The organism is Rhodococcus sp. no. 34, from assembly GCF_054589475.1.
The window spans coordinates 500,732-525,350 of the sequence record NZ_BAAILK010000012.1 but is presented as its reverse complement, the minus strand read 5'-3'; the positions used below and the strand labels follow the sequence as shown (position 1 = coordinate 525,350).

Genomic DNA, 24,619 nt, shown 5'->3' with positions numbered 1-24,619 from the left:
TTAACTCTGACGATTCCATCCTGCCGTGGGGTGATTTCTGCGAGAGTGTCGAACATGCGAGCAATCCTGGTAGCCGGTATGAGTGCGTTCGTGGCGGTCGTCTCGGCGCCCTCTGCCGGCGCCGAAACGACTACGAACCAAGTGCGCTCGTTTTCCGAGACCACGTCAGTCGGGGTCCACAATTCCTACGAGAAGGCGACGTTTCCGTACTTCGCCGACGCTTTGGATTCCGGGGCGTCGTTGCTCGAGCTGGACCTGTGGACCAACGGGGGCGGTCCGGACTGGCGTGTGTCGCACATGAATCCGGTGGTGAGCGACAGCAACTGCGTCGGCGCTCAGGACGCATCCGGGTTGCGAAGCGGTCTACGAGATCAGGGATTCCGTGGATGCCTGGCAGATATGCGGGCGTGGCACGAGGCCAATCCCGAGCATCCGCCGGTGATGATCAAGTTGGAAATCAAGGACGGGTTCACTGCCGGGTACGGACGTGGGCCCGCGGATCTCGACGCCCTGATTCTCGGGACTCTCGGAGACGCGGTTTTCACGCCGGCCGATTTGATGGGGGAGTCCTACTCCACCCCGGATGCCGCCGTCACCGAGCGTGGATGGCCGAGCACCTCCGAAATGACCGGGAAATTTCTGTTCGAGCTGATACCGGGAACGATCGAGGAGGGAAACCCTCTCGATACGGAATGGACGGACCGGCAGTATGCGACGCACCTGCGAGATCTGTCCTCCGCCGGGCTCGTCGAACTCGGCGCCGCCTTTCCCGCTGTTCACCGTGCATCACCGGGAGACCCACGTCTCGACCGCTATACCGACCCGGGGATCCGTCCGTGGTTCGTGATTTTCGACGGTGACGCTCTCGACTACACCGCCGGAGCCGTGGATCCGAGTTGGTACCACGAGCGCGGCTACCTGCTCGTCATGACCGACGCGCACAAGGTCGCTCCGCAGATCGACGGAACCCATGCCACCGAAACCGAGGCGAGCGAGCGTCTCGACCTGTTGGCCGGGCAGCACGCAAGTTACATCACCGCGGACTGGTCGAGGTTGCCGAACGTACTGTCCACCGTGGTGCCGCGTCGGTGATTTTCGAATGGCCGGATGGTGAAGAGCGAGATCTGACGGGCGGCAATTCTCAGGAACAGGGTGCAGGATGGGTTCATGCGCACTGTCACGTGGAATCCCGAAGTCTACGGCCGCTATTCGGGTGAGCGGTCACGCCCGTTCGTGGACCTGGTGTCACGGGTGGCCACCGAAGACCCGACGCGGGTAGCCGACCTCGGCTGCGGATCAGGGACCCTGACCGCGATGCTCGGGGAAAGATGGCCGGATGCCTCGGTTTCCGGATTCGACTCGTCTCCCGAAATGGTTGCGCAGGCCCCGACAGACCTACCGGGAAACGTCACCGTCGAGTTGGGGGACATCATGTCCTTCGACGCCACCGGTTGCGACGTGGTCGTCAGTAACGCTGCATTGCAGTGGGTTCCGAGCCATCGCGAGCTGATCGACCAGTGGGCGGACACCCTGGAATCCGGATCGTGGCTGGCGTGGCAGGTGCCGGGTAACTTCGATGCTCCGTCCCATGCGCTCATGCGAGATCTCGCGGAATCAGCGGAATGGAGTGAGCGACTGGGTGGCGTCCTACGCGGCCCGGAAGGCGTCGACAGTCCAGTTCAGTACGCGCAGCGTCTCCAAGAACACGGATTCGACGTCGACGCCTGGGAGACGACGTACGTACACGTGCTGGCAGGTGCCGACCCGGTGCTCGGATGGGTACGGGGGACGGGGTTACGACCCGTGCTCGACGTTCTCGGCGAAGCTGACGCTCCGGAGTTCGAGCGTCAGTATTCCGATCTGCTGAGGGAGGCCTACCCCGCAACAGCCGCCGGAACGCTCTTTCCGTTCCGGCGGGTGTTCTGCGTCGGACGCAAACGGTAACTACTCGGCTGGGTTGCGGTCAGCCGATCACTGCGCCGTGACAAAGCCTTCCGAGACCAGCCAGTCGCGGGCCACGTCCGCCGGCTCCTTGCCGTCGACGTCGACCTGCCGGTTGAGCTCGGTCATCACCTCGTTGGTCAGTCGCTCCGAGATCGGTGCCATGACTTCTGCTACCTGCGGATGTGCTTCCGCGAAGTCCTTTTTCATCACCAGTGCCGGATTGTATTTCGGGAAGAACTGGAGATCGTCGTCGAGCAGAACGAGATCGAGTGCGATGATGCGACCGTCGGTGGTGAACACCTCGCCGAACTTGCACTGATCGCCATCGGCTGTCGCCTGGTAGATGATGCCGGTCTGCAGGATCTGGCGTTGGGCACGAGAGGCGTCGAAACCGTATTTCGCTGCCAGGCCGGGATATCCGTCCTGGCGGACGTTGAACTCGGTCTCGACGCATGTCACCGCAGCTCCGGGATCGGATTCGACCAACTTCGCGTAGTCGGAAACGGTCTTGACACCGGTCTTCTCAGCGGTCTCCTTGCTCATCGCCAATGCATACGTATTGTTCATCGGCGCCGGATCGGTCCACACCATGTCGTTCGCAGCAAGGTCCGCATCGCGGACGGCCTCGAACTGCGCCTGCGAATCGGGAAGCGGTGTCTCGTTGCCGAGGTAGTTGATCCAGCCGGTTCCGGTGTATTCGTACGCAAGATCGATCTGGCCGTTCAACTGTGCGTCACGGGTGCTGTTCGAGCCCTGGATGTTCGTGAGGTCTCGAACATCCGCGCCCGCAGCGGCCATCGCGAATTCGATGACGTACCCGAGCACGATCTGCTCGGTGAAGTCCTTCGAGCCGACGGTCATCTTCACACCCTCGAGCTCCGGAACCGGCTCGATGCTGCCGGGGCCGACGGCCAGGGGCAGTGCGCCACCGGACTCGAGACCACACGAAGCGACAAGTGTGAGGCCGATCGTGGCAACCGCGAGTTTCCAGCCCCACGTTCTGGTGATCGAAGTCTTGGTCATCGCAATCCCTTGGGCCCGAGATAAGTTTCGGCGAGCGCGCCGAGCCAGTCGATCAGCAAGGCCAGCGACACCGCCAGTACGGCACCGACCACGAGGGTGACGTTGTCGCGGAGCTTGTATCCGGTGTCGATCAGAATGCCGAGTCCGCCGGCACTGACCAGGAAGCACAGCGTCGCGGTACCGACGGCCAGAACGAGCGAAGTGCGCAGTCCTGCAAGGATGTACGGGACGGCCATCGGGAACTCGAGTTGACGTAGGACCGTGAGCGAAGACATTCCCTGCCCGCGCCCCGCATCGATCAAGGTCTTGTCCACTTGCTGGTAGCCGAGGATGGTGTTGCGCAGCACCGGAAGCAACGAATAGAACGCAATGGGAAACACGCCGATCCAGAAGCCGGTCGTTCTTGTCGCGAGATAGAACAGCACGAGCAGGCCGATGGCAGGCGCTGCGGCTCCGATATTGGCTATTCCCACGAAGAACGGTGCCAGGCGGGTGAATTTCGGCCTGGTCAGCAGGGTTCCGAGTGGAACCGCGATGGCGACGACGATGATGACCACGGCGGCGGTGATCAGTACGTGCTGCCAGGTCAGAGTGACGATGTTGTCGAGGTTGATGCTCGCCTTCTGCGTCGCGTTGAGATCTCGGCTGAATGCCCAGATCAACACGCCCGCAACCAGGATCAGGACGATGACCGGCTGCACATACAGTCGCATCCGTTCCGCACGGCGCGTGGCGGCGTTCTCGGCCGCACCCAGATCGGGGGCGTCCGGTTCCATCTCAGGCGCGGAGACGCGCTCCTCTGTCGTGGCAGTCATGTTCAACCCTCGACGTTCTCGGTGTCTGGCTCTTCGTCGTGGTCGTGCGCATGCTCCTCGCGCATTTCGGAAAGATGGCTGACCAGTGTGTCGATGGTGATGAGACCGACGTACTCGCCACGCCGTCCGGTGACCACGGTGGACGCATTGCTTTCTGCGAGAAGAGCTTCCAAAGCATCCTGCAGGGTGGACTGGATGGACACGGCTTCGCCGATCTCGTTACCGACACCTCGAAGAGTCGACGCATGGGCGAGGTGGCCGGGCGAGACCCAGCGAAGCGGCCGTCCGCGCTGATCGAGAATCAGGGCCCACTTCCACTTACGCGCTGCGAGTGCGGTTCTCAAATCATCGACCGAATCGGTTTCGCGGGCGGTGAGGCACTGCTTGAGTTTGATCTGGCGCACGCGAGTCAGGGTCAGCTGCTTGAGAGAGGCGTCCGCCCCGACAAATCCGGCGACCATGTCGTTTGCGGGATTAGCGAGAATCGCTTCCGGGGTGTCGTACTGCATGATGCTGGACTGATTGCCCAGCACGGCAATACGGTCACCGAGTTTGACTGCCTCGTTGAAATCGTGGGTGACGAAGACGATGGTCTTACCCAACTCCGACTGCAGACGCATCAGTTCGTCCTGGAGCAGGCCGCGGGTGATCGGATCGACGGCACCGAAAGGTTCGTCCATCAACAGCACCGGGGGATCGGCAGCCAGCGCCCGCGCCACGCCCACACGCTGTTGCTGCCCACCGGACAATTGGCGAGGGTAGCGGTCGCGATAGGTATCGGGATCGAGGCCTACGAGGTCGAGCATCTCGTCGGTGCGCGCTGCGATACGTTTCTTGTCCCAACCGATCAGACCCGGGACGGTCGCGACGTTCTTCGCAATCGTGAAGTGCGGGAACAAGCCTGCCTGCTGGATCGAGTACCCGATGCCACGGCGGAGCTTGTCCGGGTCGATCGACAGCGCGTCCTTGCCGTCGATGGTGATCTTTCCGGAGGTAGGTTCGATCAGGCGGTTGATCATGCGCATCGTCGTTGTTTTGCCGCAACCCGAAGGTCCGACGAAGACCACGATCTCACCGGCCGGAACAGTCAGCGAAACATTGTCCACCGCTGCAGCTTTCTGGCCCGGGTACCGCTTGGTGACGGACTCCAGGACGATCTCGACCCCGGATACCTTCTGATCTGTGGATACGTCAGACGGAATGGTTTCAGTCATTGCAGCCCCTTCGAAGTAGTGAGACGACCGATGACGACGTAGATTCCGTCGAGAATCAGAGCGAGAATGACGATCAGTACGGTGCCGACCAGCGCTTGCGGAACAGCATTCGGGCTACCGACACGCGAGAGTCCGGAGAAGATCAGGTTTCCCAGACCAGGACCTTTGGCGTACGCCGCGATGGCGAGGATGCCCATGAGCATCTGTGTACTGACCCGCATGCCGGTGAGGATCGACGGCCACGCGATCGGTAGCTCGATTCGACTCAGTACGTGAAGGCGATTCATCCCCACACCGCGGGCTGCGTCCGTGATCGCCGGGTTGACTGCATCCAGACCTATGATCGTGTTCCGAATGATCGGGAGCAGGGCATACAAGATCAACGCGGTGATCGTGGGAGCGACGCCGAGACCGAGAATCGGAATGAGCAGTCCGAGGAGGGCGAATGAAGGAACCGTCAGGATCGTGCTGGCCAACGCCGTAGCGATGGAGGATCCCGCCGGGCTCCGGTAGACGAGAATGCCGATGATCACGGCGGCGATCGTCGCGATGATCACGGACTGGATAACTGCTGAAACATGAAGGTACGAGTCGGTCAACAACTGTTGTCGTCGTGCAACGACAAAATCCCATAGCGCGCCCATATTTCCGAACCCACTTTCTTCGGACTTCTGCTCGCTCGAACGTCTTCCCTCGACACCGACCGGCGCACAAGGGCTTTCCCCACAGCCTCCGTAGGCCGAGGGGTTTCCCTCGACTGTCGTCCAAAAACTGAGATACTGCAACTAATTCCGATTGCAGCGTGTCGGATGTTGTTCTGGACGTGAGATTTTGCGAGACGCGGGTATGTACCCACTGCGAGCAGAGTTGAAACGCGCTGGAGATGGCAAAGCGGGAGAGTTCCGCAGAACTCTCCCGCATTGCTTGATTTGTCCGAATTGGCCTCAGGCCCAGCTGAGCGCATCCTCATCGGAGAGGCGCGGCAGACGATCGAACCAGGGGTTCTCACCGGGATGGCCGATGTTCACCACGAGGATCGTCTTGAAACGTCCGTCTGCGAAGAATTCGCCGTCGATGCCGTCGGCGTCGAACCCGGCCATCGGGCCGGCGACCAGACCCTGTGCGCGAATCGCGAGGATCACATAGCCGGCCTGAAGTGCGGCATTGAACCGACTCGTCGAACTGGCGGCAGCCTCGTCGGATTCGAAGTAGTCCTTCATCTCCGGGCGAATGGGGAACAGGTTGGGGATGTGCTTGTAGAACTCGGTGTCCACCGCCAGTACGGCAACTGCAGGAGCGGCCTCGGTCTTGGCTTTGTTGCCGTCTGCCATGTGCTCGACGAGGCGTGCTTTGCCTTCCTCGGTACGGACGAACAGCACACGTAGCGGATTGGTGTTGGCCGCGGTCGGTGCCCACTTCGCGAGCTTCCAGATTGCAGTCAGTTCGTCGTCGGTCACAGGTTCGTTCGAGAAGGAGTTGGCGGTGCGAGCCGCAGTGAAGAGGAGCTCGCGGCCGGCTTCGTCGAGTTGCTGGGCGGTGAATGGGGTGGCTGCGTCGAGAGACATCGGGGGTTTCCGTTCCGTGGTAGCTCGACCGAGCATTACCCGGTAAAGCTAGTTGCTAGTAAAAAAAGAGTGCCTACGGATACGTTAGCACTGTGGCTAGGATGGTGGGGTGGCAAGCAAGAGCGAAGCGGGACATGAGCCCCGCGCATGTGACGGGGCTCTGGCCCGCGCGTTCGGCTTCCTGGGCAAACGGTGGAACGGCGTCATTCTCGGCACGCTGCTGAACGGGCCGGCGGGATTCTCCGAACTCAAGCGCGCGGTGGGCGGGATCAGTGATTCGGTGCTCTCGGAACGCCTGACGGAGTTGGCAGGGGCAGGCCTGGTGACGAGGAGCGTCGATGCAGGTCCCCCCATCGCCGTGGAGTACGAACTCACAGCGTCGGGGCAGGCGCTGCTCCCCGCTCTCAGTGAACTGACAACGTGGGCCGCCGAAAATCTGCCACCCGAGAGTTGCTCGAACTGAGCGCTAGCTCGAACGGCAGTTCGGCGACTGCGCGGGTCCTGTTTCTGCCAGTTGTTATTTCCTTACCGTTTTTCCCGGGCGATACTGGCCGAACATTTGTCGGTTCGGGGCTGCCTGGGGACGCCGGGTATGGCTCTTTTTGTGCTGCTGTTCGCATGGCTGAAGGAGAACGGCCGCCCGGTGTTCTCGACGACTCGACCTATCAATCGCCTGACGGACTTCGAAAATTCGGCCGGACGAAGTCGGAAGTGTGGTTCCGGAACAAGAAGGCATACAACGCCTCTCGGATTGACGACGCCGCGGTCGAGGCCGCAAACGGGTAGTTGGTGCGGGTGGCTGGGCAGATGTCGCCGCCACGGGTGGTGACGTGTCTGCGTTCGGAAGCGCAGACAGATTGGCCGGCATCTCAGGGTCTAGCGCCTGTGCCGCGAGATTCGGGCCGAGTCAGTGGAAATCTGCGCCGGCCGCGCAGGTACGACCGCAGGCTGTTGCGGGCCTTCTATCTGTCCGCGCAGCACAGTATCCGGCACAACGCTCAGTCGTAGGCTTTTTGTACCCGCAAACGGGCCGAGGGGCAGTGTCATACGCAGGCGGTTCTTGCGTTGGGAGGCGGAGACTGAACGTGTGGTGGGCGCTCCTCCGCGATAACGCGATCTATCAACTTGGACCGACTACCGCCGCGGCTGCGTGAGCGCCCTAGCGACTAACGCAGTGCGGTAGATGTATGTGCGCCGGGGGAGTGTGGCTCGTAGCGCTGAGAATCCACGGTGTTGAGACATGTCCGAGCCCGCTATGGTTTCCGGTGATGGACCGGCCGTCGATGCTGCCTGCACCCGAGGCCACCGCCGGCTGAAGGAGACAATACTGTGCTGCATCTGCGTGTCATCTCGCCGAGTGAGCGGACCGGAGATGTGCTGAACATGTTGGCCGCCGAACCTGGGGCTACTCATGTGACACTCGCACTCAGAGCCGCTGTCGATCCGCCGGGAGATGTGATCGAGGCCGATGTAGCCCGCGCATGCGCGAACGACGTGCTTGCCGCGTTGACTGCTCTGGACCTGGTGAGGGCTGGCGGTATTTCGTTCGAGCCGGCGGGAACCATGCTGTCCTTCTCCGCAGAACGGGCGGACACTGCGGCCCCGAGAAGACCCGACGAGACAGTGGTGTGGGAGCAGTTGCTCGGTCAGGTGCGCGAAGGTGCCCGACTGACTCCGGCGTTCCTGGCCTTCCTGGTGATCGCGTTTTTGCTCTCGGCAGTCGGTGTTGCCACGGCGTCGCCGCTGACCCTGGTCGGTGCAATGGTGGTGGGGCCGGAGTTCCGGCCGCTGGCAGCGCTTTCAGTGGGTCTGGTACGTCGAGACAAAGATCTCGTGCGAAATTCGATTCGTACCCTCGCGATCTCGTTTCCGGCCGCGATGGCCCTTACCGGCCTGGCTACCTTGCTGTGGATTCGTCTGGGCTGGGTCGGAATCGGCGATGTCGAGAACGCCCGCGCATTCGACTTCATCTACGAGGTGGGGCCGTTCTCACTGGTGGTAGCACTGCTGGCGGGAGCGGCTGGCATGCTGGCAACGGTCACCTCTACCTCTACGGTCCTGGTGGGGGTGTTCATCTCGGTGACGACGGTGCCAGCTGCGGGATTGGCGGTCGTTGCGGTCTTCGCAGGTAAGTGGAATGTCGTGCTGAGTTCGCTGGCTCAGCTCGGTGTCAATCTGATCGGTATCGTGCTCGCTGGAGTAGTTGTGCTGCTGCTGTTCTCGTTGCCCCGATCCGGCCGCCAATGGAAATCAGTCACGCGCCGGGACGCCAGGCCTGGCACATCGCCGTAGGCGCCTGACCCACTGCCGGAACTGGACTTTCGAGGCTTCAGGCTGACAGCTGTCTTGCGGATCGGTGGGAATGTCTGCGCCGACAAACGTCGCGACAAACAGATCCGGCATGCGAACTGTCGGATCTGGGTACCGCTGTCTGTACCGATCATGGCTTCCAGGCTGGTTGCAGCGACTGGAAAAGGGGATCAATCGAGACGCAACCGATTGGCCGCGTGACTTCACTCAGACCCTTCGGACCTGCAGCGCCGACGGCTCTGCCGGAGGAAACGGCCTACCGCAGTGCTTGACAAGACTTGTCGAGATTCTCCTTGGTAGCGACGAAACATCTACGCAACGTAGATGCAACGTAACCAAAACTAGTGTTCTGGATCACACAGTGTTCGTGTGGCCGAGAGGCCTTTGGTCACGAATCTGTGGGCAGAACGGGTCCTGGTTCGCTACCGGTGGTGGATGAGGGCAAGGTTCCGCGGGTTGAGCACACAGCTCGCGGAACCGCCCAACCACACGCCCCGACGAGGGCACCGGCCGACAGGAGTTCAGGTGTCCGTAGTTGCGGAAGTCTCGGCGATCGATTTCGCGGAGACCGAATTCGATTGGGCGCAGCGATCGACGCTGATTCGTGAAGTCGACCCACTCGTTCCGGGGCCACCATCCTTGGCGATGTGTCTGAGCGAGCCGACGCGCGGACTGGTCGACATCGCTTCACTGCTTCTCGCGGCTCCTTGGTTGCTTCGATCGCCGCGTGGGGACGGGCATCCGGTCCTCGTTCTCCCCGGATTGCTGACTTCGGACGTTTCGACTCTCGCCTTGAGGACATACCTGAGCTTTCTCGGATACCGGGTTCACGGTTGGAATCTGGGTCTGAACACCGGTCCGACGGCGACGGTGGTCGACGGACTGCCTGCCGCATTGGCCGAGGTAGCAGATCGATACGAGCAGAAGGTGTCGGTGATCGGCTGGAGTCTGGGCGGTATCTACGCTCGAAAGCTGGCGAGGGACCTGCCGGATTCGGTGCGTCAGGTAGTGACACTCGGAAGTCCTTTCGGTCTCACCAGTCTGGAGCAGACGAGAGTCGGATCTCTCTACGCTCGTTTGTCCGGCAATCACGCGATACTGCCTCCGGTCGACGGCATCGAATCCGAACAGGGATCGCCTATTTCCGTTCCCGCCACGTCGGTCTACTCCAGGCACGACGGTATCGTTCCATGGCAAGCGTGCTGTGAAACCTCGGCAGGCCTGTCGGAAAGCATTGCGGTGCAAGGCAGTCACATGGGGTTGACCCACAACCCGTCGGCGTTGTGGACCGTTGCCGATCGTCTGGCGCAGGACGTCGACAACTGGCAACCTTTTGCGGCTCCGAAACGACTTCGACGCATGTTTCCCTGCTGAGGTGCGAGGCTGAGGTCCGAGGCTGGGGTGTGGGGGAGAACCCTGAGTCCGACGCGGGGACGGACTCGTACCTGAGGACACACCGCGTCGGAAAAGATGGGTCCATGGCCTGATGCGCACAGGTGGATCGGAAGCGGATAGTGGAGGTCGACGCGGATGAACCGCGAGTTCCGTTGAAAGGAAACAACACATGACCTCCCCGATGAAGACCCGCAAGCTCACCCGCGCCCGCTCGGGAGCAATGTTCGGTGGAGTGTGCGCCGGAATCGCTCGATACTTCGGTTGGAAGTCGTCGACTGTCCGCTTGCTGTTCGTACTCTCGTGCCTGCTGCCCGGCCCGCAGTTTCTGATCTACATCGTGATGTGGATTTTCATTCCTCGTGAGCAGATCTGACCGAACCGCTCAACGGCGGCGGTCTTTCAGGCATTGCTTGGCCTCGTGCAATTCCTCCGAACTCAGCGGAGGAAGGGGTAGTGCGTCACGGTGCAAGCCCTCCGTGCGTAGGCCGTCGAGCATTACCGAGAGGTATCGACGCCACACGGTCGGGTTGACGGGCTGAGCAAATTCGGTGACTGCGCCCACCATGAAGATGAGGCCGAACAGGTCCGTCGGTACGGCATCGGGGCGCAGCATCCCGGCCTCCTGGGCCCGGTAGAAGATCCTCTCGACCGACGGTTCGATGATGGATCGTTGGCATGCGACTTGCTCGCATCCCTCGTCGGTTCCGTTCAGGACGTCTTTGAGTCCGCGGTTGACCGACATACGGCTGCAGGCGAATTCGGCAAAGGTGACAAGTCCGTCCCACGGATCCGGATTGGCAAGTGACGCGTCCGCGGCCGCTGCCATGTCGGCGAAGTTCTGCTGGAAGACTCCGTCGATCAATTCTTCTTTGCTGGCGAACCGCCGATAGACCGTTCCGACGCCGACCCCCGCGCGCCGGGCGACGTCGTCGAGTGTGACGTCGATCCCTTCTTCGGCGAACAATTCACGTGCGGCGTCGATGATCAACTGCCGATTACGTGCAGCATCGGCGCGAAGGGGGCGCTCCATTGCGGTACTCATGTCCCCACTCTACCCGCCAAGTGGAGACAGCCTCTCCGTTTTCGTGTAGCGTTTTTGCTAACCGGAGAAGCCATCTCCGCATAGGTTGGGCGAGGGACTATGTCAGACATTGCTGAACGGACTGAATTCGAGCAGTCCTCAGCGCCTTCAGGGGACAACCACGCAAAGCGGTGGCTGGTTCTCGCGGTTCTGGGAATTGCGCAGCTGATGGTGGTCTTGGATGCCACCATCGTCAACATCGCGCTGCCTGCTGCGCAGCGCTCACTGGAGTTCGGTGATTCGGACCGCCAGTGGATCATCACGGCATACGCATTGGCGTTCGGCAGTTTGCTGCTACTCGGCGGTCGATTGAGCGACTTGTTCGGGCGCAGGCGAACTTTCATCGTCGGCCTGATCGGCTTCGCAGTCGCTTCCGCCATCGGTGGCGCAGCCGTCAACTTCGAAATGCTTGTTGCCGCTCGTGCCGGCCAAGGCGTATTCGGTGCGCTCCTTGCCCCGGCAGCCCTGTCGCTGCTGTCCGTGACATTCACGGATCCAGGTGAGCGTGCCAAGGCGTTCGGTATCTTCGGTGCCGTTGCCGGCGGTGGTGGCGCCATCGGACTGCTGCTCGGCGGCGCACTCACCGAGTGGGTCGACTGGCGCTGGTGCCTCTTCGTGAATCTCTTCTTCGCGGCGATCGCTCTGGTCGGAGCAGTCCTGTTGCTCGCGCCGCACACCAGTGACTCGCGACCCAAGCTCGACATCCCCGGAACGATCCTGGTGTCGATCAGCTTGTTCAGCATCGTCTTCGGATTCTCGAAGGCCGAGTCGGACGGGTGGAGTGCAACTCCCACTATCTCTTGGCTCGTTGCCGGCGTCGTGTTCATGGCGGCGTTCATCTACTGGCAGACCAAGTCCGAGCACCCACTTCTTCCGCTGCGGGTGGTCCTCGACCGAATCCGGGCTGGCTCGTACCTGGCGATCTTCCTTTCCGGCGCAGGCATGTTCGCAGTCTTCCTGTTCCTGACGTACTACATGCAGCTGATCCTCGGGTACAGCCCGATCATGACCGGCCTCGCATTCATGCCGATGGTGTTCGGAATCGTAACAGCGGCAACGCTTTCGACAGCGGTTTTGCTGCCGCGCGTCGGTCCGCGAGTGCTGATCGTGAGCGGAATGGTCATCGCGGCGATCGGAATGACTCTGCTGGCCCAGATCTCTGTGGACAGCACCTATGCAGTCCACATTCTGCCGGGGCTCGTCGTCACCGGACTCGGCATGGGCAGCATTTTCGCCCCGTCGATGCAGGGAGCAACTTCAGGCGTGCATCACGAAGATGCCGGCGTCGCATCTGCCACGGTCAACACGATGCAGCAGGTGGGCGGCTCGATCGGAACTGCACTGCTCAGCACGATTGCCGCCTCGGCTTCCACCAACTACCTGGTGGGCCGCGAGATGAATCCGCTGACTCAGGCGCAGGCCGCCGTCGAGAGTTACACCACGACGTTCTATTGGGCCGCAGGCATATTCGCGGTCGGTGCGGTCTTGACCGGACTGGTTCTTCGGAGTGGACTGCTTCCGGATTCGCCGGAAGGTGAACCGGTAATCGCCCACTGACAGCAAATTTCGGGGTCGACGCCGCAATGGCGTCGACCCCGAAATCGACTCAGCAGTTCTTCCCGGGCGTTGCCTGAAACCGATGAAGGACGTGATCGAGTTGCTCGGAGGACAGCGCCGGCACGGGCAGTTCCCGATGGTCGGTGCGGGACGCGCAGAGTCCGTCGATCATGAACCCGAGTGCGCGGCGGTAAGCCTGAGGGGCCTCGTCGCCACCGAACTTCTGGGCCATTTTGACGACCTGCATGAGAAGTGGAATGTCGTTGACTTCGAAGTCGCTGCGCAGGGTGCCCTGTTCCTTGGCGCGATTGACGAGTGCCGCGGTGTGTTGAGCGATCCCGGCGCGCGCGCGAGCGAAGGTGTCGGACGTGAAGCGTCCGTCCATCAGGAGATCGCCGAATCCGCGGTTGTCTGCCATGCGCAGGGAGATCACGTCGAGAAAGTAGACAAGACCTTCCCAGGCGTCGGGCATCTCTCGGGCGGTGGCGGCGATCGTTTCGATCTCGGAACACCGCGTGTCGAACAGTGCCTGGATCAGTTCGTCCTTGCTGGCGAACCGGCGATAGACGGTGCCGACGCCGACGCCGGCGTGCTTCGCGACGTCCGCCAGCGTGGCGTCGAGTCCTTGGGCAGCGAACACCTCGCGAGCGGAGTTGAGGATGCGCTCGAGGTTGGCCTTGGCGTCGGACCGAAGGCGCGGCTGTGAGCAGTCGGCCGAGGTCCCCGCATGAGAAGCGTCGGGGTGTGTTGTCGGCATCCTCACAGTCTACGGCACTAAACGGAATGAACGATTCCGTTAGTGCTATATTACTAAGCGGAACGCATGGTTCCGATTGTCCGTATGAGAGAAGCCGATATGAGCACGTCTGACATCTGGGTCGGGAGCAATCCGATCTCGATGGTGGGTACGCGGAGTTCAGGTTTCGCGGCAACGAGGCTTCGCGCCCTTGCCGGCGACGGCGCCTTTGCTCAGCTCGTTCGTTTTGCCCTCGTCGGCGGAGCCAGCAACATCTTGTACTTTGCCGCTTTTCTGGCGCTGCGCGGTGACGGAGCGCTGGTCGCCAACGCAGTTGGTGCGGTCTTGAGCACCATTCTGGCCAATGAGCTGCATCGCCGGCTCACCTTCCACGCAGCGGATCGCGTCAACTGGTTCACCGCGCAGTGGGAAGGCGGTGGACTCGCACTGGTCGGGTTGATCGCCAGTTCTGCCGCGATCAGTGCACTCGGCTTCCTTCTCCCGGGCGCCGACGGGCTTCTTCAAGCCGGGCTTGTGATCGCCGTGAGCGGAATTGTCGGTGGCCTGCGATTCGTCGCCCTTCGCGGTTGGGTGTTCTGAGCGGTTCTCGAATTCGGATCGGACTCGGCTCGTAGGGAACACTGAGACCCATGAGCCTTTCGATAGCCGACTCCGGCATCCGTCTGGCTGTGCTCTGCATCGTCATGGCACTTGTCGCCACGCTCGTCTACCGATTCGCCTATCTCGGTAGCGTTCGGGTGGTCCCCGGCGCCCTCGCTCGTGGCGCTCTTCAGTTGGCTGCGATTTCGTTGATCCTCGCCGCCGCCTTGGCCCACATCTGGTCGGCGCTCCTCGTGCTCGTCGGCATGTTCGTTGCGGCGTCTTTCACCGCGGCACGACGCTCGAACGCGGGGACGTCCGGAGTTTGGCTGACCATCGCGTTGGCGTCGGGAATCGGTGTGGTTCTGCCACTGATGCTGCTGTCCGGAGTGGTTCCGCTGCAAGGGGTCGCTCTGGTGCCGATCGGGGGCATTGTTCTGGGTGGCACGATGACTGCAACATCGATGGCAGCCAAACGCGGACTCGACGCCGTCGACGACCGGTACGGGGAAGTGGAAGCAGCACTGAGCCTTGGATTTTCCCAACGAGATGCGCGGTGGGAGGTAGCCCGCACCGCTGCCTCCGATGCTCTGCTGCCTGGAGTCGACCAGACGCGCACCGTCGGCCTCGTGACATTGCCCGGAGCCTTTGTCGGTGTGTTGCTCGCGACGGGATCGGCCGTTCAGGCCGGTGCTGTGCAAATTCTTGTACTGGCAGGGTTGTTGTTGGCACAAACCTGCTCGGTGGCCGTGGCGTTGGAACTCGTCGCCCGCGGTTTCGTCTTTCGAGGTAAGGCTGTCAGGCCTGCGCGAGTTCGTTGATCTTGTCGCTGCGAAGGACGCGGTCGGGAAGATCGGGCGTGTTTGCCGCGAGGGTGATCATTGCCTTGCCGATGTTTTCACTGGTGGTCACGCTGCTGGGCCACACCTTGCGCAAGAGTGGGTAGAGAGGCACGGAAATTTGATAGAAGGCCTTGTACCACCACGTCTTCGACGGTGATCCCGGGCGCGGACGGATGAATCCCGGCCGGAGGATGTAGGTCGTGAGAGGGAGTGCGAGTAGCGCATTCTCGGTCGCGCCACGTACTCGCTTCCACATGGTCTTGCTGGTCTCGGTGGAGTCGGCGCTTTCACCGGACACGTAGACGAACACCATCTGAGGGTTCACACGCGACAGCGTTGTGGCGGCGGCAAGCGTGATGTCACGCGTGATGCGGGTGTAGTCGGCTTCGTTCATTCCGGCAGAGGAGACGCCGAGGCAGAAGAAGCAGGCGTCAGCGCCGGTTAGATCTGCTTCGATTGCCGAGTAGTCGAGCAGATCGCCTTGAACGATGTCGACGATCTTCGGGGCAGTTGCACCGGACGGACTGCGGCCGACGGATAAGACCGTGTCGATTCGGGAATCGTCCAGGCATTCGAGCAGCACGCTGTTGCCGACCATTCCTGTTGCCCCGAAAACGATGACCTTCATGGTGTTCCCCCCCAGCTTTGGTTCTACTTCCTGTGATGCGCACACTACGGAACGGACTGGAGGTCATCCGGCCGGAGTGGCCAACTGAACGCTTGACCTGCAATTATGAGTCCATTTTGACCCGACTCGTGACTAAAGTCCCTACAAACCGGCTGGACGGTTGGCAGAAAATAGTTTTATGGACGAAGGAGTTGATGAAATACACGTTCTCGGATCGGAGTCCGCCGGTCGAATGGTAGAGGCGTCGGCGATCATCGTTCTCGGTGCGCTCTGTGCAGTAGTCGCAGGTTCGGGTGTGTTCTTTGTCGTCGGATCGATTGGTGGCTTCGCCCGATTGCTCTACCTGGTTGTTCGTGGTCCGCTCAACTCTTACTCGGGACCGGTGCCGAATGTCGAACTGGTGCCTTCGAGAACGTCATGTGGTCGTTGATGCTCCCGAACGTGGAGTGAAGACGGTCAAGGATGTAGTTCTGACGCATGTTCCACGGTGACTTCGATCCCTGCTTCGGGAACTGTTCCACGGCACGCATGACGTACCCCGACGCCAGGTCCAGGATCGGCCGCTGGTCCATCTCTTCGCTCGCGTGCGGCACGCACTTCGAATAGCCGCGCTTGTTCATCTCCGTCAGCAGTCGGCAGACGTACATCGACGTGAGATCTGCTCGCAGAGTCCACGAGGCGTTGGTGTAGCCGACGCACATCGCGAAGTTCGGTACGTCGCTGATCATCATGCCCTTGTAGACGTAACGATCACCGAGGGTGACGGGTTCGCCGTCCACTTCGATCGACATCCCGCCGCACGCCTCCATCTTCAATCCTGTTGCAGTGACGATGATGTCAGCTTCGAGTTCGCGACCGGACGCGAGACGGATCCCGGTCTCGGTGAAGGTGTCGATGTGATCGGTCTCGATCGAGGCCTTGCCGGATCGGAGGGCTTTGAACAAATCGCCGTCGGGTACGACGCACAAGCGCTGGTCCCAGGGGTCGTAGGAGGGTGTGAAGTGAGGATCGAGGGGGATCTCTTCCGGGAGTTGACGACTGATCGCGAGGTTCAGCATCCTCTTTGCACGCGCCGGACTGCGCCGGCACAGTTGGTAGAAACTCAGGTTCACTACGACGCTCTTCCATCGAGCGATGCTGTGCGCGAGTTGATTCGGCAGTACTGCGCGGATGGTGTCCGATACCTTGTCGCTGGACGGCAGAGCCAGAATGTATGTCGGTGATCGCTGGAGCATGGTGACATGGCTCGCGTCCCGCGACATCGTGGGGACCAAAGTGACTGCGGTGGCGCCGCTTCCGATCACAACGACCTTCTTGTCGGAGTAATCGAGATCCTCGGGCCAGAACTGCGGGTGCACTACGTCGCCGCTGAATGATTCACGGCCGGGAAAGTTCGGGGTGTATCCGCCGTCGTAGCTGTAGTAACCACTGCAGAGATAGAGGAAGTTGCAGGTCAGGGTTTCATCTTCGTCACCGGTCGTGACAGTGACGGTCCACGTCGAGTCCGCTGACGACCAGGATGCCGCGGTCACCTTCCGGTTGTAGCGAATCTTCTTGTCGATCCCGTTTTCGCGAGCGGTATCGCGGACGTACCGGAGGATCGAATCACCGTCGGCGATTGCTTTGGCATCTGTCCACGGGCGAAACGGGTAGCCGAGCGTGAACATGTCGGAATCCGATCGGATGCCGGGGTATTTGAAGAGGTCCCAGGTTCCGCCGCTGTTCGCTCGGGCCTCGAGGATTGCGTACGACTTTCCTGGGAGCTCGGTCTGGAGTCGATAAGCAGCACCGATGCCGGACAAGCCGGCGCCGACGATCAGGACATCGAGGTGTTCGGTGCTCATCAGTTCGGACTCCGTATCAACTATGTGGGGCCACCGGCAGAGTTAGTGCTCGATCACCACACTACTGAACGATGCTCAGTAAGGCGAGGAGGACCATGTGATCGTCGGCGGTCGGATAGCCGCACACAGTGGTTTACCTGCGGCGTCTGTGAGGCCGAGGTCTCCGTGGAGCATGCCGGAAGCTTCGGCCTGCTCGGCGATGTGCTCGGGGATCGCGTCGAGCATCAGCTTTGCGCGCCGAAACATCTCGAACGTCTGGTCCTCGGATACCGTCACCCAGGACAGGTAGATGAAGCGTCCGCGAGGTGGACCCTGGATGTATGGACCGAGAATGTCCCAGGCACCGGCCTTTCGCTCCAGGCTCGCTGTCAGTTCCCATCGCACTGTCTCGGTGTCTCCTGGCATGAGGTCGAGGATTTCGTGTGGCTTGCCTCGGCGCTGAACGCCGACGTGGATGTTGCTGCGCTCTTCGAAGGTTGCGGTTTCGGAACACTCACGTCCGGGCAGGCTGTGACCGGTGATGATGATCTGCATATCGACATCATGCTCTGCATAGGTCGGGAGGGGTTGGCGTGGTGAGTCGTTCGGGTAGAACCTTTGTTGCGGCCGTGGTGGCGAGCATTCTGTTGTCGGGTCTCGGGTGGGGGTCAGGTGTTGCAGTGGCGACGGCGGACGAACCGGAAGTCGCGGGCGCGCTGGAGTCCTATGGCGAACTCTCGGCCGCAGTGTTTCCGGTCGGCGCCGGTGAGACGCAGCGGGTCGTGTATCGAACTCTGCGTACCGCTGACAGATGGGGGGAGTCGTCAGGGTCCGTGTTTCTGCCGGAAGGCGCCCCACCGGCGGGCGGTTGGCCCGTCATCTCCTATGCCCACGGAACTTTGGGCAGTGCGGATCAGTGTGCACCCTCGTCGACCGGATTCGGTCCGGGCGAGATCGAACCGATCGAACGCTGGTTGGAGCAGGGGTACGCGATGGTCGCTACCGACTACTCGGGAGTTGGTACCGACGGGGTGCTGGCCTATCTCGACGGACATGCCGCCGGCGCGAATGCCGTCGACATCGTGCGGGCCGCGCACGAGTTGTACGGCAATGTGCTGAGTCCGCGGTGGATGGTCGCGGGTTTGTCCGAAGGTGGTCATGCGGCGTACTTCGCGGGACACGATGCCACCACTCGTGCACCGGAATTGGATTTCCGTGGCTCGGTTGTCGTCGCAGGCCCCACACACATGGAAGGGCTGTTTCCGTTGGGCGGCCCGCTGTTTCCCGACATCGGTATCACCGGGCTGGTGGGATATGCGCTGTACGTCCTGGCCGGGATCGACGATCAACGACCCGAAGAGAACATTCGCGAGGTTCTCTCGCCGCAGGGGATCGAGTGGATGGAAAAGGCTCGGACACTGTGCGCAGGAGATCTCGGCCGACACATTCGAGCCGAACGAATCCAGTTGAGCTCGTTGTTTTCTCGGTCGGTATGGACGCCGCGCATGTACGACCTGTTCCGCGAGATGATGCAGGTGCCGGTCGACGGCTACGACCGTCCACTGCGCGTGGTGCAGAGCGTGTCGGACACAACGGTTCCTGTCGCCATCACCTGGGCGCAACTGGTCGACATGCGTTCGCGGGGAACGCAGTTCGAGTATCAAGAACTCACCGGAATCAGTCACGGCCGAACGACGGTCGCTTCGATGGACCAGACCATGGAGTTCGTCGATCGATTGATGAGGTGATGTCGTGGTGGTGTGGTTGTTCAGGGTGGTTGTTCAGGGTGGCTGTTCAGCGCATACGCCGCGGCCCGTAATCGTGGCCACCGTTGGCGAACCACACGATTGCCGCAATCGCGTACAGGATGCAGACCAGGAGTAGTAGCCCGCCTGCGATCCACAGCGAGATCTGACCGAGTCGTTTCACTCGATCGGACGCGTACCGCGACCCGGCCACATCGCCGTCAGCCCACAGCGGATACACGTTGAAGGCGTGCGTGAAAGCGGAGAAGGAAAGCGGCCAGAAGAACAGCAGCGAGACCACTGCCCAGCCCGCATTGACAGGTGGTCGAATCGGGCGCTGAGGAACGGATTGCTGGACGGTGGGTTGATCTGGAGTGGTCATGGAGGCTCCTGACATGAGGTGGCCCTTTAGACGCTACTGCGATGGATCTGAAGAATCACTGAAAAACGATGTTCGGTGATGCGATGTGGATCAACGGCGTGAGTGTGCTCGATCAGCCGCATTGCCAGTCGTGACCGCTGGTGGTGGTTCCGGGTCATTGTTGTGCAGATGAGGGGCGTTCACGTCAGTGCGACTCGGTCCCGCTCCGCGAGCATCCTGGCTACCGGCAGGACGTCCTTCGCTGCCATCTCGATACGCTCGAATACCTCGGGGTTGAGGATAGTCGTTCCGTCGAAATCACCTGAGCTGAGATAGATCCCGACCGGAGCGGTCAGCGCTTGGAAGAAAGCGAACAGTGGCCGCAGGGCATGGTCCAACACGAGAGCATGGCGGTCGCTGCCACCTGTCGCAGCAAGAATAACCGGAGTGTTGGCAAGCGCGTACTGGTCGACGAGATCGAAGAAATGCTTGAACATTCCCGTGTACGAGCCGCGGAACACCGGTGACGCTGCGATGACGATATCGGCGGACTCGACTGCTGCCAGCGCTTCGGCGGTCACTGAGTCGACGCGATCGAGATCCAGAGCAGATGCAAGACCTGGAATCAGATCCACGATCTCGAAAACTCGTGTGTCGATCTGCTCGAAGTCTCCCAAGGTTTCGACGATCAGGTCGACGAGGGCACGAGTCTTGGAGGGTTTTTGGAGGTTGCCGACAACGGCAACAATTTTGAGCGGTGTGCTCATCGAAACTCCTATTTTTGGGACGACTTCAGTGATTCGATTTCCTTACGCACAACGGGGGCTACCTCGGTGCCGAGGATCTCGATCGCACGCAGCATGTCCTTCTGCGGCACGTTGCCGAACCCCATCTGGATCATGATGCGGTCATGATGGAACAGTTCGTACTGTGCCATCGTCTTGTCGATGATTTCCTGCGGGCCGCCGAGGAAGAACGCACCCGCGGTGGTTGCCTGCGCTTCATATGCCCTGCGTGGCATGGGAACTCCGTTTCCGCGCTGATGATGATTCTGCATCCACCCGGCCTGGAAGTACGGGTAGGACGTGTCGAGTGCTGTTTGCTTCGAGGTGTCGACAAATCCTGGCGAAGCAATCGAGACAGCGAGTTTCTTCGGATCGTGTCCGAACTCCGCTGCAGCCCTGCGGTACAGATCGACGAACGGTTCGAACTGTTGGTAGCTTCCACCGATGATGGCAAGCGAAAGAGGCAGGCCAAGTTTCGCGGCACGGACGACAGAGGCCGGAGTACCTCCGACTGCGATCCACACCGGAATCTGACGGTCCGGGCGGGGCGTCACGTCACCGTCGATCAGTGGTGGGCGAAGTTGTCCTTCCCAGTTGATCGGGTTCTCGTCGCGCAGTTTCAGTAGTAGATCGAGCTTTTCGGCGAAGAGTTCGTTGTACTGGGACAAGTCGTACCCGAAGAGCGGAAATGACTCCGTGTACGAACCTCGGCCGGCAATGATCTCGGCACGGCCTTTGGAAAGCAGGTCGACTGTCGCGAACTGTTGGAACACACGTACGGGATCATCGGAACTGAGTACGGTTACGGCGCTGGACAGCTTGATGTTGTCGGTAGCCTGAGCCATTGCCGCGAGCACAACTGCAGGGGCTGAGACTGCGAAGTCGGTGCGATGGTGCTCGCCGACGCCGAAGACATCGAGTCCAACCTGATCGGCAACGGTTGCCTGCTCCACCAAATGACGAAGGTGGACACCGGGATTCATCATCGCGCCGGTAGTGGGATCTGGGGTGAGTTCACCGAAATGGTAGACGCCCAATTCGAAAGCCATGTTGTTTCTCGCTATCTGTTCGTGGGGGTGATGGAAAGTTGTTCTACGTGCGCATCGCATGCGCCGCCTTGATTCGTGTGATGTGTGGCAAGTCGGGAGAAGAAGCGTTCGAGTACCGGAAGCTCCTCGTTTTCAATGAGATCGGAGAAGTATTCGGCGATCCCTCGCGTGTGTATGGCGGACGCTTTTCGAAGCGTCTTCTTGCCTGCAGGCGTCATCGATACCGTCACGACGCGTCGATCGTTGTCCGGTCTAACGCGCTCCACTAATCCGGCCTCGACCAATCGATCGACGACGCGCGTCACGCCACTGGTGGTGACCAGGACCAGTTCGGCCAGATCGCCCATTCGGATCGTGTTTCCCGGAGCTTCGTGCAGTCGGAGCAGAACGTCGTACTGGCCAAGGGTGAGTCCGGTGGTGGTTCGAAGGTCCGCCTCCATCTTGCCGAGGATGACGCTGTGGGAGACGACGAGGTCGCGCCACACACGACCACGTACGTGTTCATCAGTTGTCATCGGTGACGCCCTCCATTTATTTGCGACCGCAAGTATTGCTTACTCAAATAATACGCGTGTGACGGTCGAACTATTCCCTGCGCTTATTTGCGCTGGTAGCGAGGTATTGACTCGAACGCATGTTCGAGTATGATTTGGGGAGGGGATCGGGGGATTCAATGAGTGTCTTGTTGTCGGACGTGGTGTCTGGTTCTGCGGTGGGGTTGCGCGGACGCCTGTGGCAGTTGACTGCTGCGGAGTTGCGTGCTGCTGCGGTGTCGGCGAGTGCGGAGATTCTGCGCCTGGAAGCCGTTCGTGTGGCTGTGGTGGACGAGTTGTCGTTGCGCCCGGATGATCAGGTGATTGCCAGCCGCGGTGTGGGGTCCTGGTTGGCGGCGAACACGATGCTGCAGGTTCGGGACGGGAAGAAGATCGCCGCCCTGGGTGCAGCGTTGCGGCTGTTTCCGGCGGTGGCGGCTCGGTTCGATGGCGGGGACTGTTCGTTCGAGCATGCTGTGTTGATCGTGGCGTTCTGCGAGTCACCGCCGAAGGGGATGCCGGAGGAGGCGCTCCCGAAGTGCATCGATTTGTTGTTGGCTGCTGCGTCGGGTGTGGAGGCGACGACGACGAAGGTGCGGAACGTGATCGCGACCTTGGAGCGGTTGTTCGAATCGGATGAGATTCCGCCCGCCGAGGATGTCGATCTCAATGAGTTGCGGATCGCGTCGACGTTGAATGGTCGGGTGGTGGTGCGTGGGGATTTCGATGCCCTCACCGGTGAAATGCTGCTCTCGGCGTTGTCGAATCTGACGATGCCGACCCCGGCACCGGACGGAACCCCCGATGCCCGGTCGGCGGCGAAACGAACTGCCGACGGCTTCACCGAACTGATCCGCCGCTATCTCGATTGCGCCAAGACTGGCACAGATGGTGGTCAGCGTCCGCATGTGAACGTGCACATCAATGCTCGGGATCTGGCCGACCATCGAGACTGCGCCGCCGCACCCGCCTCTTCTGATGGTGAAGCGGCTGTGTCGGATCTTGATGTCGGGCACATGCCCTGGCTCGGACCACTGTCCGTTTCGCAGACCAGACTCCTCGGGTGTGATTGTTTCCTCTCCACCGTCCTGCTCGACGATCATGGCGCACCCTTGGATGCGAAACCCGGAAAACGATTGGTCACCCCCGAACAACGGACTGCGTTGATTGCCCGCGACAGAGGCTGCGCGTTCCCCGGCTGCACATGCGTGCCCGCCTGGACGGATGCGCACCATATCCGGCACTGGGCCAACGGTGGCCCGACGGTGATGAACAACCTGGTCCTGCTGTGCCGTTCGCATCACCGGTTGATGCACCGCAAATCCGGGTTCGTCGGGAAGTGGGTGATCCGGATCGGGGTCGACAACAAACCGTGGTTCGTCCCGCCGCCCTCGATCGACCCCGGGCAGCACCCGCGGCCCGCGAACACCACTTTCAAAACTTGAGGTAGTACTCCTCTGGCACAACAGAACACGGGCCAGCACTGCATCGGAGGGATCCTCCGATGCAGTGCCAACAGGCCGTGGGGGAGTCGGTTCAGTCCTTCGAGCGCTTGTGGCGGTACATCTCCGCATCGGCCGTATCCCAAGTCTCGGAAAGGCTTTGGGTCATGGAAAAGTCGGCTCGGCCGATCGAACAACAGACGTCGGCATTCCGGAACGCCTTCTCCAAACACTCGACCAGGTAGTCGACGGCGCGCGGCTGTGTATCGGGTAGAGCGATTCCGAACTCGTCTCCGCCCAGCCGTGAAACCACCGCACCAGGGTGCGCGCACGCTGCCAAGATCTTGCCGGCTCTTTGAACGTATTCGTCGCCCGCGGCGTGGCCGAGTTCGTCGTTGATGGTCTTCATGCCGTCCAGATCGACGATGATGATAGATCCCGGATCAGCGAATTGGCGGTACCGAGTTTGCTCGGCCTCGAGGATGCGATTCCACCCGCGCCGATTGAGAAGACCTGTCAACGGGTCGGTTTCAGCATCGAGTTGCGCAGTTTCGGCCAGTCGGACTGACTGCGCGCGCTGATAGTCGACATCGAGAATCGTTCCGAGGAGTCGGCACAGGAGAGTGAGGAGGGCCAGGTTGTCCTCGAGTACGGAGTCGCCCGTAATCGGGTCGGCGCCACACAGAGTGCCGAAGAGACTGCCGTCGTTGTGAAGGATTGGGATGCTGACGTATGCGCCTATGCCTTCCCACCTGTCATCTCGGGAAAGTGCAGGTACGAGTGCGCGATTCGATGAGACTGGCGGCGCATTTCCGAGGACTACCTCGCTGCACATAGTGTTTTGCCAAGTCCGGGTCTCGCCGACTTCGATGTGAAGTGGGTTGGGTGAGACGGTGAGAAAGATTTGATTCGACCCGTCGAACCGCGTGATCGACCACAGTGCCAGCGGAAGATATTCGTCGAGGTAGGACACGACCGAGCGACTTGCGTCGTCGAAATTCGTCAGAGGTGGCAAGAGTGGCAACATCGGGATGGTGCGCGTCTGGCCGTGCGGCATTTTGACCTCCTGATCGACCCTAAGATTCTGTCGATGTTCAGGCTCTTGGTCCCGCGTGCGACAAATCTTCCACGAACAGTCTGCCTCGAGAATCCTCCCGATTGCTGAAAGTGT

27 protein-coding genes and 1 pseudogene are annotated in these 24,619 nt (G+C 61.0%); 13 read left to right on the top strand and 15 right to left on the bottom strand.

Annotation, left to right across the window (positions count from 1 at the left end):
* The first annotated feature begins 54 nt into the window (after positions 1–54).
* The gene (locus ACYP01_RS03410) at positions 55–1,092 is read left to right on the top strand and encodes a phosphatidylinositol-specific phospholipase C domain-containing protein (protein WP_459678659.1); all 1,038 of its coding nucleotides are present in this window, start codon (positions 55–57) and stop codon (positions 1,090–1,092) included.
* Between the two features lie 75 nt (positions 1,093–1,167).
* Positions 1,168–1,944 (top strand): trans-aconitate 2-methyltransferase, encoded by a 777-nt coding sequence (locus ACYP01_RS03405; RefSeq protein ID WP_459678658.1) that lies wholly within the window; start codon positions 1,168–1,170, stop codon positions 1,942–1,944.
* Positions 1,945–1,971: 27 nt separating this feature from the next.
* On the opposite strand, the gene ACYP01_RS03400 is transcribed toward ACYP01_RS03405, so the two are convergent.
* From ACYP01_RS03400 to ACYP01_RS03380, 5 genes are all read right to left on the bottom strand, one after another.
* Positions 1,972–2,967 carry a glycine betaine ABC transporter substrate-binding protein gene (locus ACYP01_RS03400; protein ID WP_003939988.1) on the bottom strand — a complete coding sequence of 332 codons (996 nt, stop codon included), beginning with the start codon at positions 2,965–2,967 and terminating at the stop codon, positions 1,972–1,974.
* Positions 2,964–3,782, bottom strand: coding sequence for an ABC transporter permease (locus ACYP01_RS03395; protein ID WP_003939758.1), 819 nt, complete (start codon positions 3,780–3,782; stop codon positions 2,964–2,966). The genes ACYP01_RS03400 and ACYP01_RS03395 overlap by 4 nt, the downstream gene beginning before the upstream one ends.
* 2 nt (positions 3,783–3,784) lie before the next feature.
* The gene (locus ACYP01_RS03390; protein WP_007731456.1) at positions 3,785–4,996 is read right to left on the bottom strand and encodes an ATP-binding cassette domain-containing protein; all 1,212 of its coding nucleotides are present in this window, start codon (positions 4,994–4,996) and stop codon (positions 3,785–3,787) included.
* Entirely contained in the window at positions 4,993–5,640 is a 648-nt protein-coding gene (locus tag ACYP01_RS03385; protein ID WP_459678657.1) for an ABC transporter permease, read from the bottom strand. Before ACYP01_RS03385 ends, ACYP01_RS03390 begins: the two co-directional genes overlap by 4 nt.
* A gap of 300 nt (positions 5,641–5,940) precedes the next feature.
* Positions 5,941–6,561: a malonic semialdehyde reductase gene (locus ACYP01_RS03380; RefSeq protein WP_030535208.1), complete on the bottom strand. Its 621-nt coding sequence runs from the start codon at positions 6,559–6,561 to the stop codon at positions 5,941–5,943.
* 109 nt (positions 6,562–6,670) lie between these two features.
* Here ACYP01_RS03380 and ACYP01_RS03375 point away from each other — a divergent pair, with 109 nt between their 5' ends.
* The 6 genes and pseudogenes from ACYP01_RS03375 (at position 6,671) to ACYP01_RS03350 (ending at position 10,639) form a co-directional block, all read left to right on the top strand.
* On the top strand, positions 6,671–7,024 hold the full coding sequence (locus tag ACYP01_RS03375; protein WP_007731459.1) for a winged helix-turn-helix transcriptional regulator: 354 nt from the start codon (positions 6,671–6,673) through the stop codon (positions 7,022–7,024).
* Between the two features lie 155 nt (positions 7,025–7,179).
* Positions 7,180–7,347 carry a hypothetical protein gene (locus ACYP01_RS03370; protein ID WP_155277909.1) on the top strand — a complete coding sequence of 56 codons (168 nt, stop codon included), beginning with the start codon at positions 7,180–7,182 and terminating at the stop codon, positions 7,345–7,347.
* Positions 7,348–7,370: 23 nt separating this feature from the next.
* Positions 7,371–7,715: pseudogene (locus ACYP01_RS03365) on the top strand (transposase); the annotation flags it as partial.
* Positions 7,716–7,890: 175 nt separating this feature from the next.
* The gene (locus ACYP01_RS03360; protein ID WP_021332068.1) at positions 7,891–8,853 is read left to right on the top strand and encodes a DUF389 domain-containing protein; all 963 of its coding nucleotides are present in this window, start codon (positions 7,891–7,893) and stop codon (positions 8,851–8,853) included.
* A gap of 543 nt (positions 8,854–9,396) precedes the next feature.
* Complete coding sequence (locus ACYP01_RS03355) at positions 9,397–10,245, top strand: alpha/beta fold hydrolase (protein ID WP_020970664.1); 849 nt, start codon at positions 9,397–9,399, stop codon at positions 10,243–10,245.
* Between the two features lie 190 nt (positions 10,246–10,435).
* Complete coding sequence (locus tag ACYP01_RS03350) at positions 10,436–10,639, top strand: PspC domain-containing protein (protein WP_019745155.1); 204 nt, start codon at positions 10,436–10,438, stop codon at positions 10,637–10,639.
* Positions 10,640–10,648: 9 nt separating this feature from the next.
* Here the strand turns inward: ACYP01_RS03350 and ACYP01_RS03345 are convergent, their stop codons facing one another.
* Positions 10,649–11,308, bottom strand: a complete 660-nt coding sequence (locus ACYP01_RS03345; RefSeq protein WP_019745154.1) for a TetR/AcrR family transcriptional regulator — start codon at positions 11,306–11,308, stop codon at positions 10,649–10,651.
* Positions 11,309–11,407: 99 nt separating this feature from the next.
* Here ACYP01_RS03345 and ACYP01_RS03340 point away from each other — a divergent pair, with 99 nt between their 5' ends.
* Positions 11,408–12,904, top strand: coding sequence for an MFS transporter (locus ACYP01_RS03340; RefSeq protein ID WP_003940566.1), 1,497 nt, complete (start codon positions 11,408–11,410; stop codon positions 12,902–12,904).
* 49 nt (positions 12,905–12,953) lie between these two features.
* Here the strand turns inward: ACYP01_RS03340 and ACYP01_RS03335 are convergent, their stop codons facing one another.
* Positions 12,954–13,661: a TetR/AcrR family transcriptional regulator gene (locus tag ACYP01_RS03335; protein ID WP_459678654.1), complete on the bottom strand. Its 708-nt coding sequence runs from the start codon at positions 13,659–13,661 to the stop codon at positions 12,954–12,956.
* Positions 13,662–13,802: 141 nt separating this feature from the next.
* Between ACYP01_RS03335 and ACYP01_RS03330 the strand changes: the two genes are divergently transcribed.
* Together ACYP01_RS03330 and ACYP01_RS03325 are read left to right on the top strand one after the other, a co-directional pair.
* Positions 13,803–14,240, top strand: coding sequence for a GtrA family protein (locus ACYP01_RS03330; RefSeq protein WP_459678791.1), 438 nt, complete (start codon positions 13,803–13,805; stop codon positions 14,238–14,240).
* Positions 14,241–14,290: 50 nt separating this feature from the next.
* The gene (locus tag ACYP01_RS03325) at positions 14,291–15,061 is read left to right on the top strand and encodes an ABC transporter permease (protein WP_459678653.1); all 771 of its coding nucleotides are present in this window, start codon (positions 14,291–14,293) and stop codon (positions 15,059–15,061) included.
* Here ACYP01_RS03325 and ACYP01_RS03320 read toward each other — a convergent pair.
* The 3 genes from ACYP01_RS03320 to ACYP01_RS03310 all read right to left on the bottom strand — a co-directional run bounded on the left by ACYP01_RS03320 (position 15,039) and on the right by ACYP01_RS03310 (position 18,088).
* Positions 15,039–15,710: an SDR family oxidoreductase gene (locus ACYP01_RS03320; RefSeq protein WP_459678652.1), complete on the bottom strand. Its 672-nt coding sequence runs from the start codon at positions 15,708–15,710 to the stop codon at positions 15,039–15,041. The two genes, ACYP01_RS03325 and ACYP01_RS03320, sit on opposite strands and share 23 nt — an antisense overlap.
* Before the next feature lie 362 nt (positions 15,711–16,072).
* Positions 16,073–17,554, bottom strand: a complete 1,482-nt coding sequence (locus ACYP01_RS03315; protein ID WP_459678650.1) for a flavin-containing monooxygenase — start codon at positions 17,552–17,554, stop codon at positions 16,073–16,075.
* Between the two features lie 75 nt (positions 17,555–17,629).
* Complete coding sequence (locus ACYP01_RS03310) at positions 17,630–18,088, bottom strand: DUF5990 family protein (RefSeq protein WP_459678649.1); 459 nt, start codon at positions 18,086–18,088, stop codon at positions 17,630–17,632.
* Between the two features lie 38 nt (positions 18,089–18,126).
* Between ACYP01_RS03310 and ACYP01_RS03305 the strand changes: the two genes are divergently transcribed.
* The gene (locus tag ACYP01_RS03305; RefSeq protein ID WP_459678648.1) at positions 18,127–19,281 is read left to right on the top strand and encodes an alpha/beta hydrolase; all 1,155 of its coding nucleotides are present in this window, start codon (positions 18,127–18,129) and stop codon (positions 19,279–19,281) included.
* Positions 19,282–19,327: 46 nt separating this feature from the next.
* On the opposite strand, the gene ACYP01_RS03300 is transcribed toward ACYP01_RS03305, so the two are convergent.
* From ACYP01_RS03300 to ACYP01_RS03285, 4 genes are all read right to left on the bottom strand, one after another.
* Positions 19,328–19,660, bottom strand: coding sequence for a CD225/dispanin family protein (locus ACYP01_RS03300; RefSeq protein ID WP_459678647.1), 333 nt, complete (start codon positions 19,658–19,660; stop codon positions 19,328–19,330).
* Positions 19,661–19,839: 179 nt separating this feature from the next.
* Positions 19,840–20,406: an FMN reductase gene (gene msuE / locus ACYP01_RS03295; RefSeq protein ID WP_459678646.1), complete on the bottom strand. Its 567-nt coding sequence runs from the start codon at positions 20,404–20,406 to the stop codon at positions 19,840–19,842.
* A gap of 8 nt (positions 20,407–20,414) precedes the next feature.
* Positions 20,415–21,473 carry an LLM class flavin-dependent oxidoreductase gene (locus ACYP01_RS03290; RefSeq protein ID WP_459678645.1) on the bottom strand — a complete coding sequence of 353 codons (1,059 nt, stop codon included), beginning with the start codon at positions 21,471–21,473 and terminating at the stop codon, positions 20,415–20,417.
* A gap of 11 nt (positions 21,474–21,484) precedes the next feature.
* Complete coding sequence (locus ACYP01_RS03285) at positions 21,485–21,988, bottom strand: MarR family winged helix-turn-helix transcriptional regulator (RefSeq protein ID WP_311093895.1); 504 nt, start codon at positions 21,986–21,988, stop codon at positions 21,485–21,487.
* A gap of 158 nt (positions 21,989–22,146) precedes the next feature.
* Between ACYP01_RS03285 and ACYP01_RS03280 the strand changes: the two genes are divergently transcribed.
* Positions 22,147–23,451 (top strand): HNH endonuclease signature motif containing protein, encoded by a 1,305-nt coding sequence (locus ACYP01_RS03280; RefSeq protein WP_459678643.1) that lies wholly within the window; start codon positions 22,147–22,149, stop codon positions 23,449–23,451.
* A 91-nt stretch (positions 23,452–23,542) separates the two neighbouring features.
* On the opposite strand, the gene ACYP01_RS03275 is transcribed toward ACYP01_RS03280, so the two are convergent.
* On the bottom strand, positions 23,543–24,505 hold the full coding sequence (locus ACYP01_RS03275; RefSeq protein WP_459678642.1) for a GGDEF domain-containing protein: 963 nt from the start codon (positions 24,503–24,505) through the stop codon (positions 23,543–23,545).
* Between the last annotated feature and the right edge of the window lie 114 nt (positions 24,506–24,619).

Coding starts and splice junctions, on each gene's coding strand:
- ACYP01_RS03410 (WP_459678659.1), top strand. CDS start 55: ATGCGAGCAATCCTGGTAGCCGGTATGAGTGCGTTCGTGGCGGTCGTC.
- ACYP01_RS03405 (WP_459678658.1), top strand. CDS start 1,168: ATGCGCACTGTCACGTGGAATCCCGAAGTCTACGGCCGCTATTCGGGT.
- ACYP01_RS03400 (WP_003939988.1), bottom strand. CDS start 2,967: ATGACCAAGACTTCGATCACCAGAACGTGGGGCTGGAAACTCGCGGTT.
- ACYP01_RS03395 (WP_003939758.1), bottom strand. CDS start 3,782: ATGACTGCCACGACAGAGGAGCGCGTCTCCGCGCCTGAGATGGAACCG.
- ACYP01_RS03390 (WP_007731456.1), bottom strand. CDS start 4,996: ATGACTGAAACCATTCCGTCTGACGTATCCACAGATCAGAAGGTATCC.
- ACYP01_RS03385 (WP_459678657.1), bottom strand. CDS start 5,640: ATGGGCGCGCTATGGGATTTTGTCGTTGCACGACGACAACAGTTGTTG.
- ACYP01_RS03380 (WP_030535208.1), bottom strand. CDS start 6,561: ATGTCTCTCGACGCAGCCACCCCATTCACCGCCCAGCAACTCGACGAA.
- ACYP01_RS03370 (WP_155277909.1), top strand. CDS start 7,180: ATGGCTGAAGGAGAACGGCCGCCCGGTGTTCTCGACGACTCGACCTAT.
- ACYP01_RS03350 (WP_019745155.1), top strand. CDS start 10,436: ATGACCTCCCCGATGAAGACCCGCAAGCTCACCCGCGCCCGCTCGGGA.
- ACYP01_RS03345 (WP_019745154.1), bottom strand. CDS start 11,308: ATGAGTACCGCAATGGAGCGCCCCCTTCGCGCCGATGCTGCACGTAAT.
- ACYP01_RS03340 (WP_003940566.1), top strand. CDS start 11,408: ATGTCAGACATTGCTGAACGGACTGAATTCGAGCAGTCCTCAGCGCCT.
- ACYP01_RS03335 (WP_459678654.1), bottom strand. CDS start 13,661: ATGCCGACAACACACCCCGACGCTTCTCATGCGGGGACCTCGGCCGAC.
- ACYP01_RS03330 (WP_459678791.1), top strand. CDS start 13,803: ATGGTGGGTACGCGGAGTTCAGGTTTCGCGGCAACGAGGCTTCGCGCC.
- ACYP01_RS03325 (WP_459678653.1), top strand. CDS start 14,291: ATGAGCCTTTCGATAGCCGACTCCGGCATCCGTCTGGCTGTGCTCTGC.
- ACYP01_RS03320 (WP_459678652.1), bottom strand. CDS start 15,710: ATGAAGGTCATCGTTTTCGGGGCAACAGGAATGGTCGGCAACAGCGTG.
- ACYP01_RS03315 (WP_459678650.1), bottom strand. CDS start 17,554: ATGAGCACCGAACACCTCGATGTCCTGATCGTCGGCGCCGGCTTGTCC.
- ACYP01_RS03310 (WP_459678649.1), bottom strand. CDS start 18,088: ATGCAGATCATCATCACCGGTCACAGCCTGCCCGGACGTGAGTGTTCC.
- ACYP01_RS03300 (WP_459678647.1), bottom strand. CDS start 19,660: ATGACCACTCCAGATCAACCCACCGTCCAGCAATCCGTTCCTCAGCGC.
- msuE (WP_459678646.1), bottom strand. CDS start 20,406: ATGAGCACACCGCTCAAAATTGTTGCCGTTGTCGGCAACCTCCAAAAA.
- ACYP01_RS03290 (WP_459678645.1), bottom strand. CDS start 21,473: ATGGCTTTCGAATTGGGCGTCTACCATTTCGGTGAACTCACCCCAGAT.
- ACYP01_RS03285 (WP_311093895.1), bottom strand. CDS start 21,988: ATGACAACTGATGAACACGTACGTGGTCGTGTGTGGCGCGACCTCGTC.
- ACYP01_RS03280 (WP_459678643.1), top strand. CDS start 22,147: ATGAGTGTCTTGTTGTCGGACGTGGTGTCTGGTTCTGCGGTGGGGTTG.
- ACYP01_RS03275 (WP_459678642.1), bottom strand. CDS start 24,505: ATGCCGCACGGCCAGACGCGCACCATCCCGATGTTGCCACTCTTGCCA.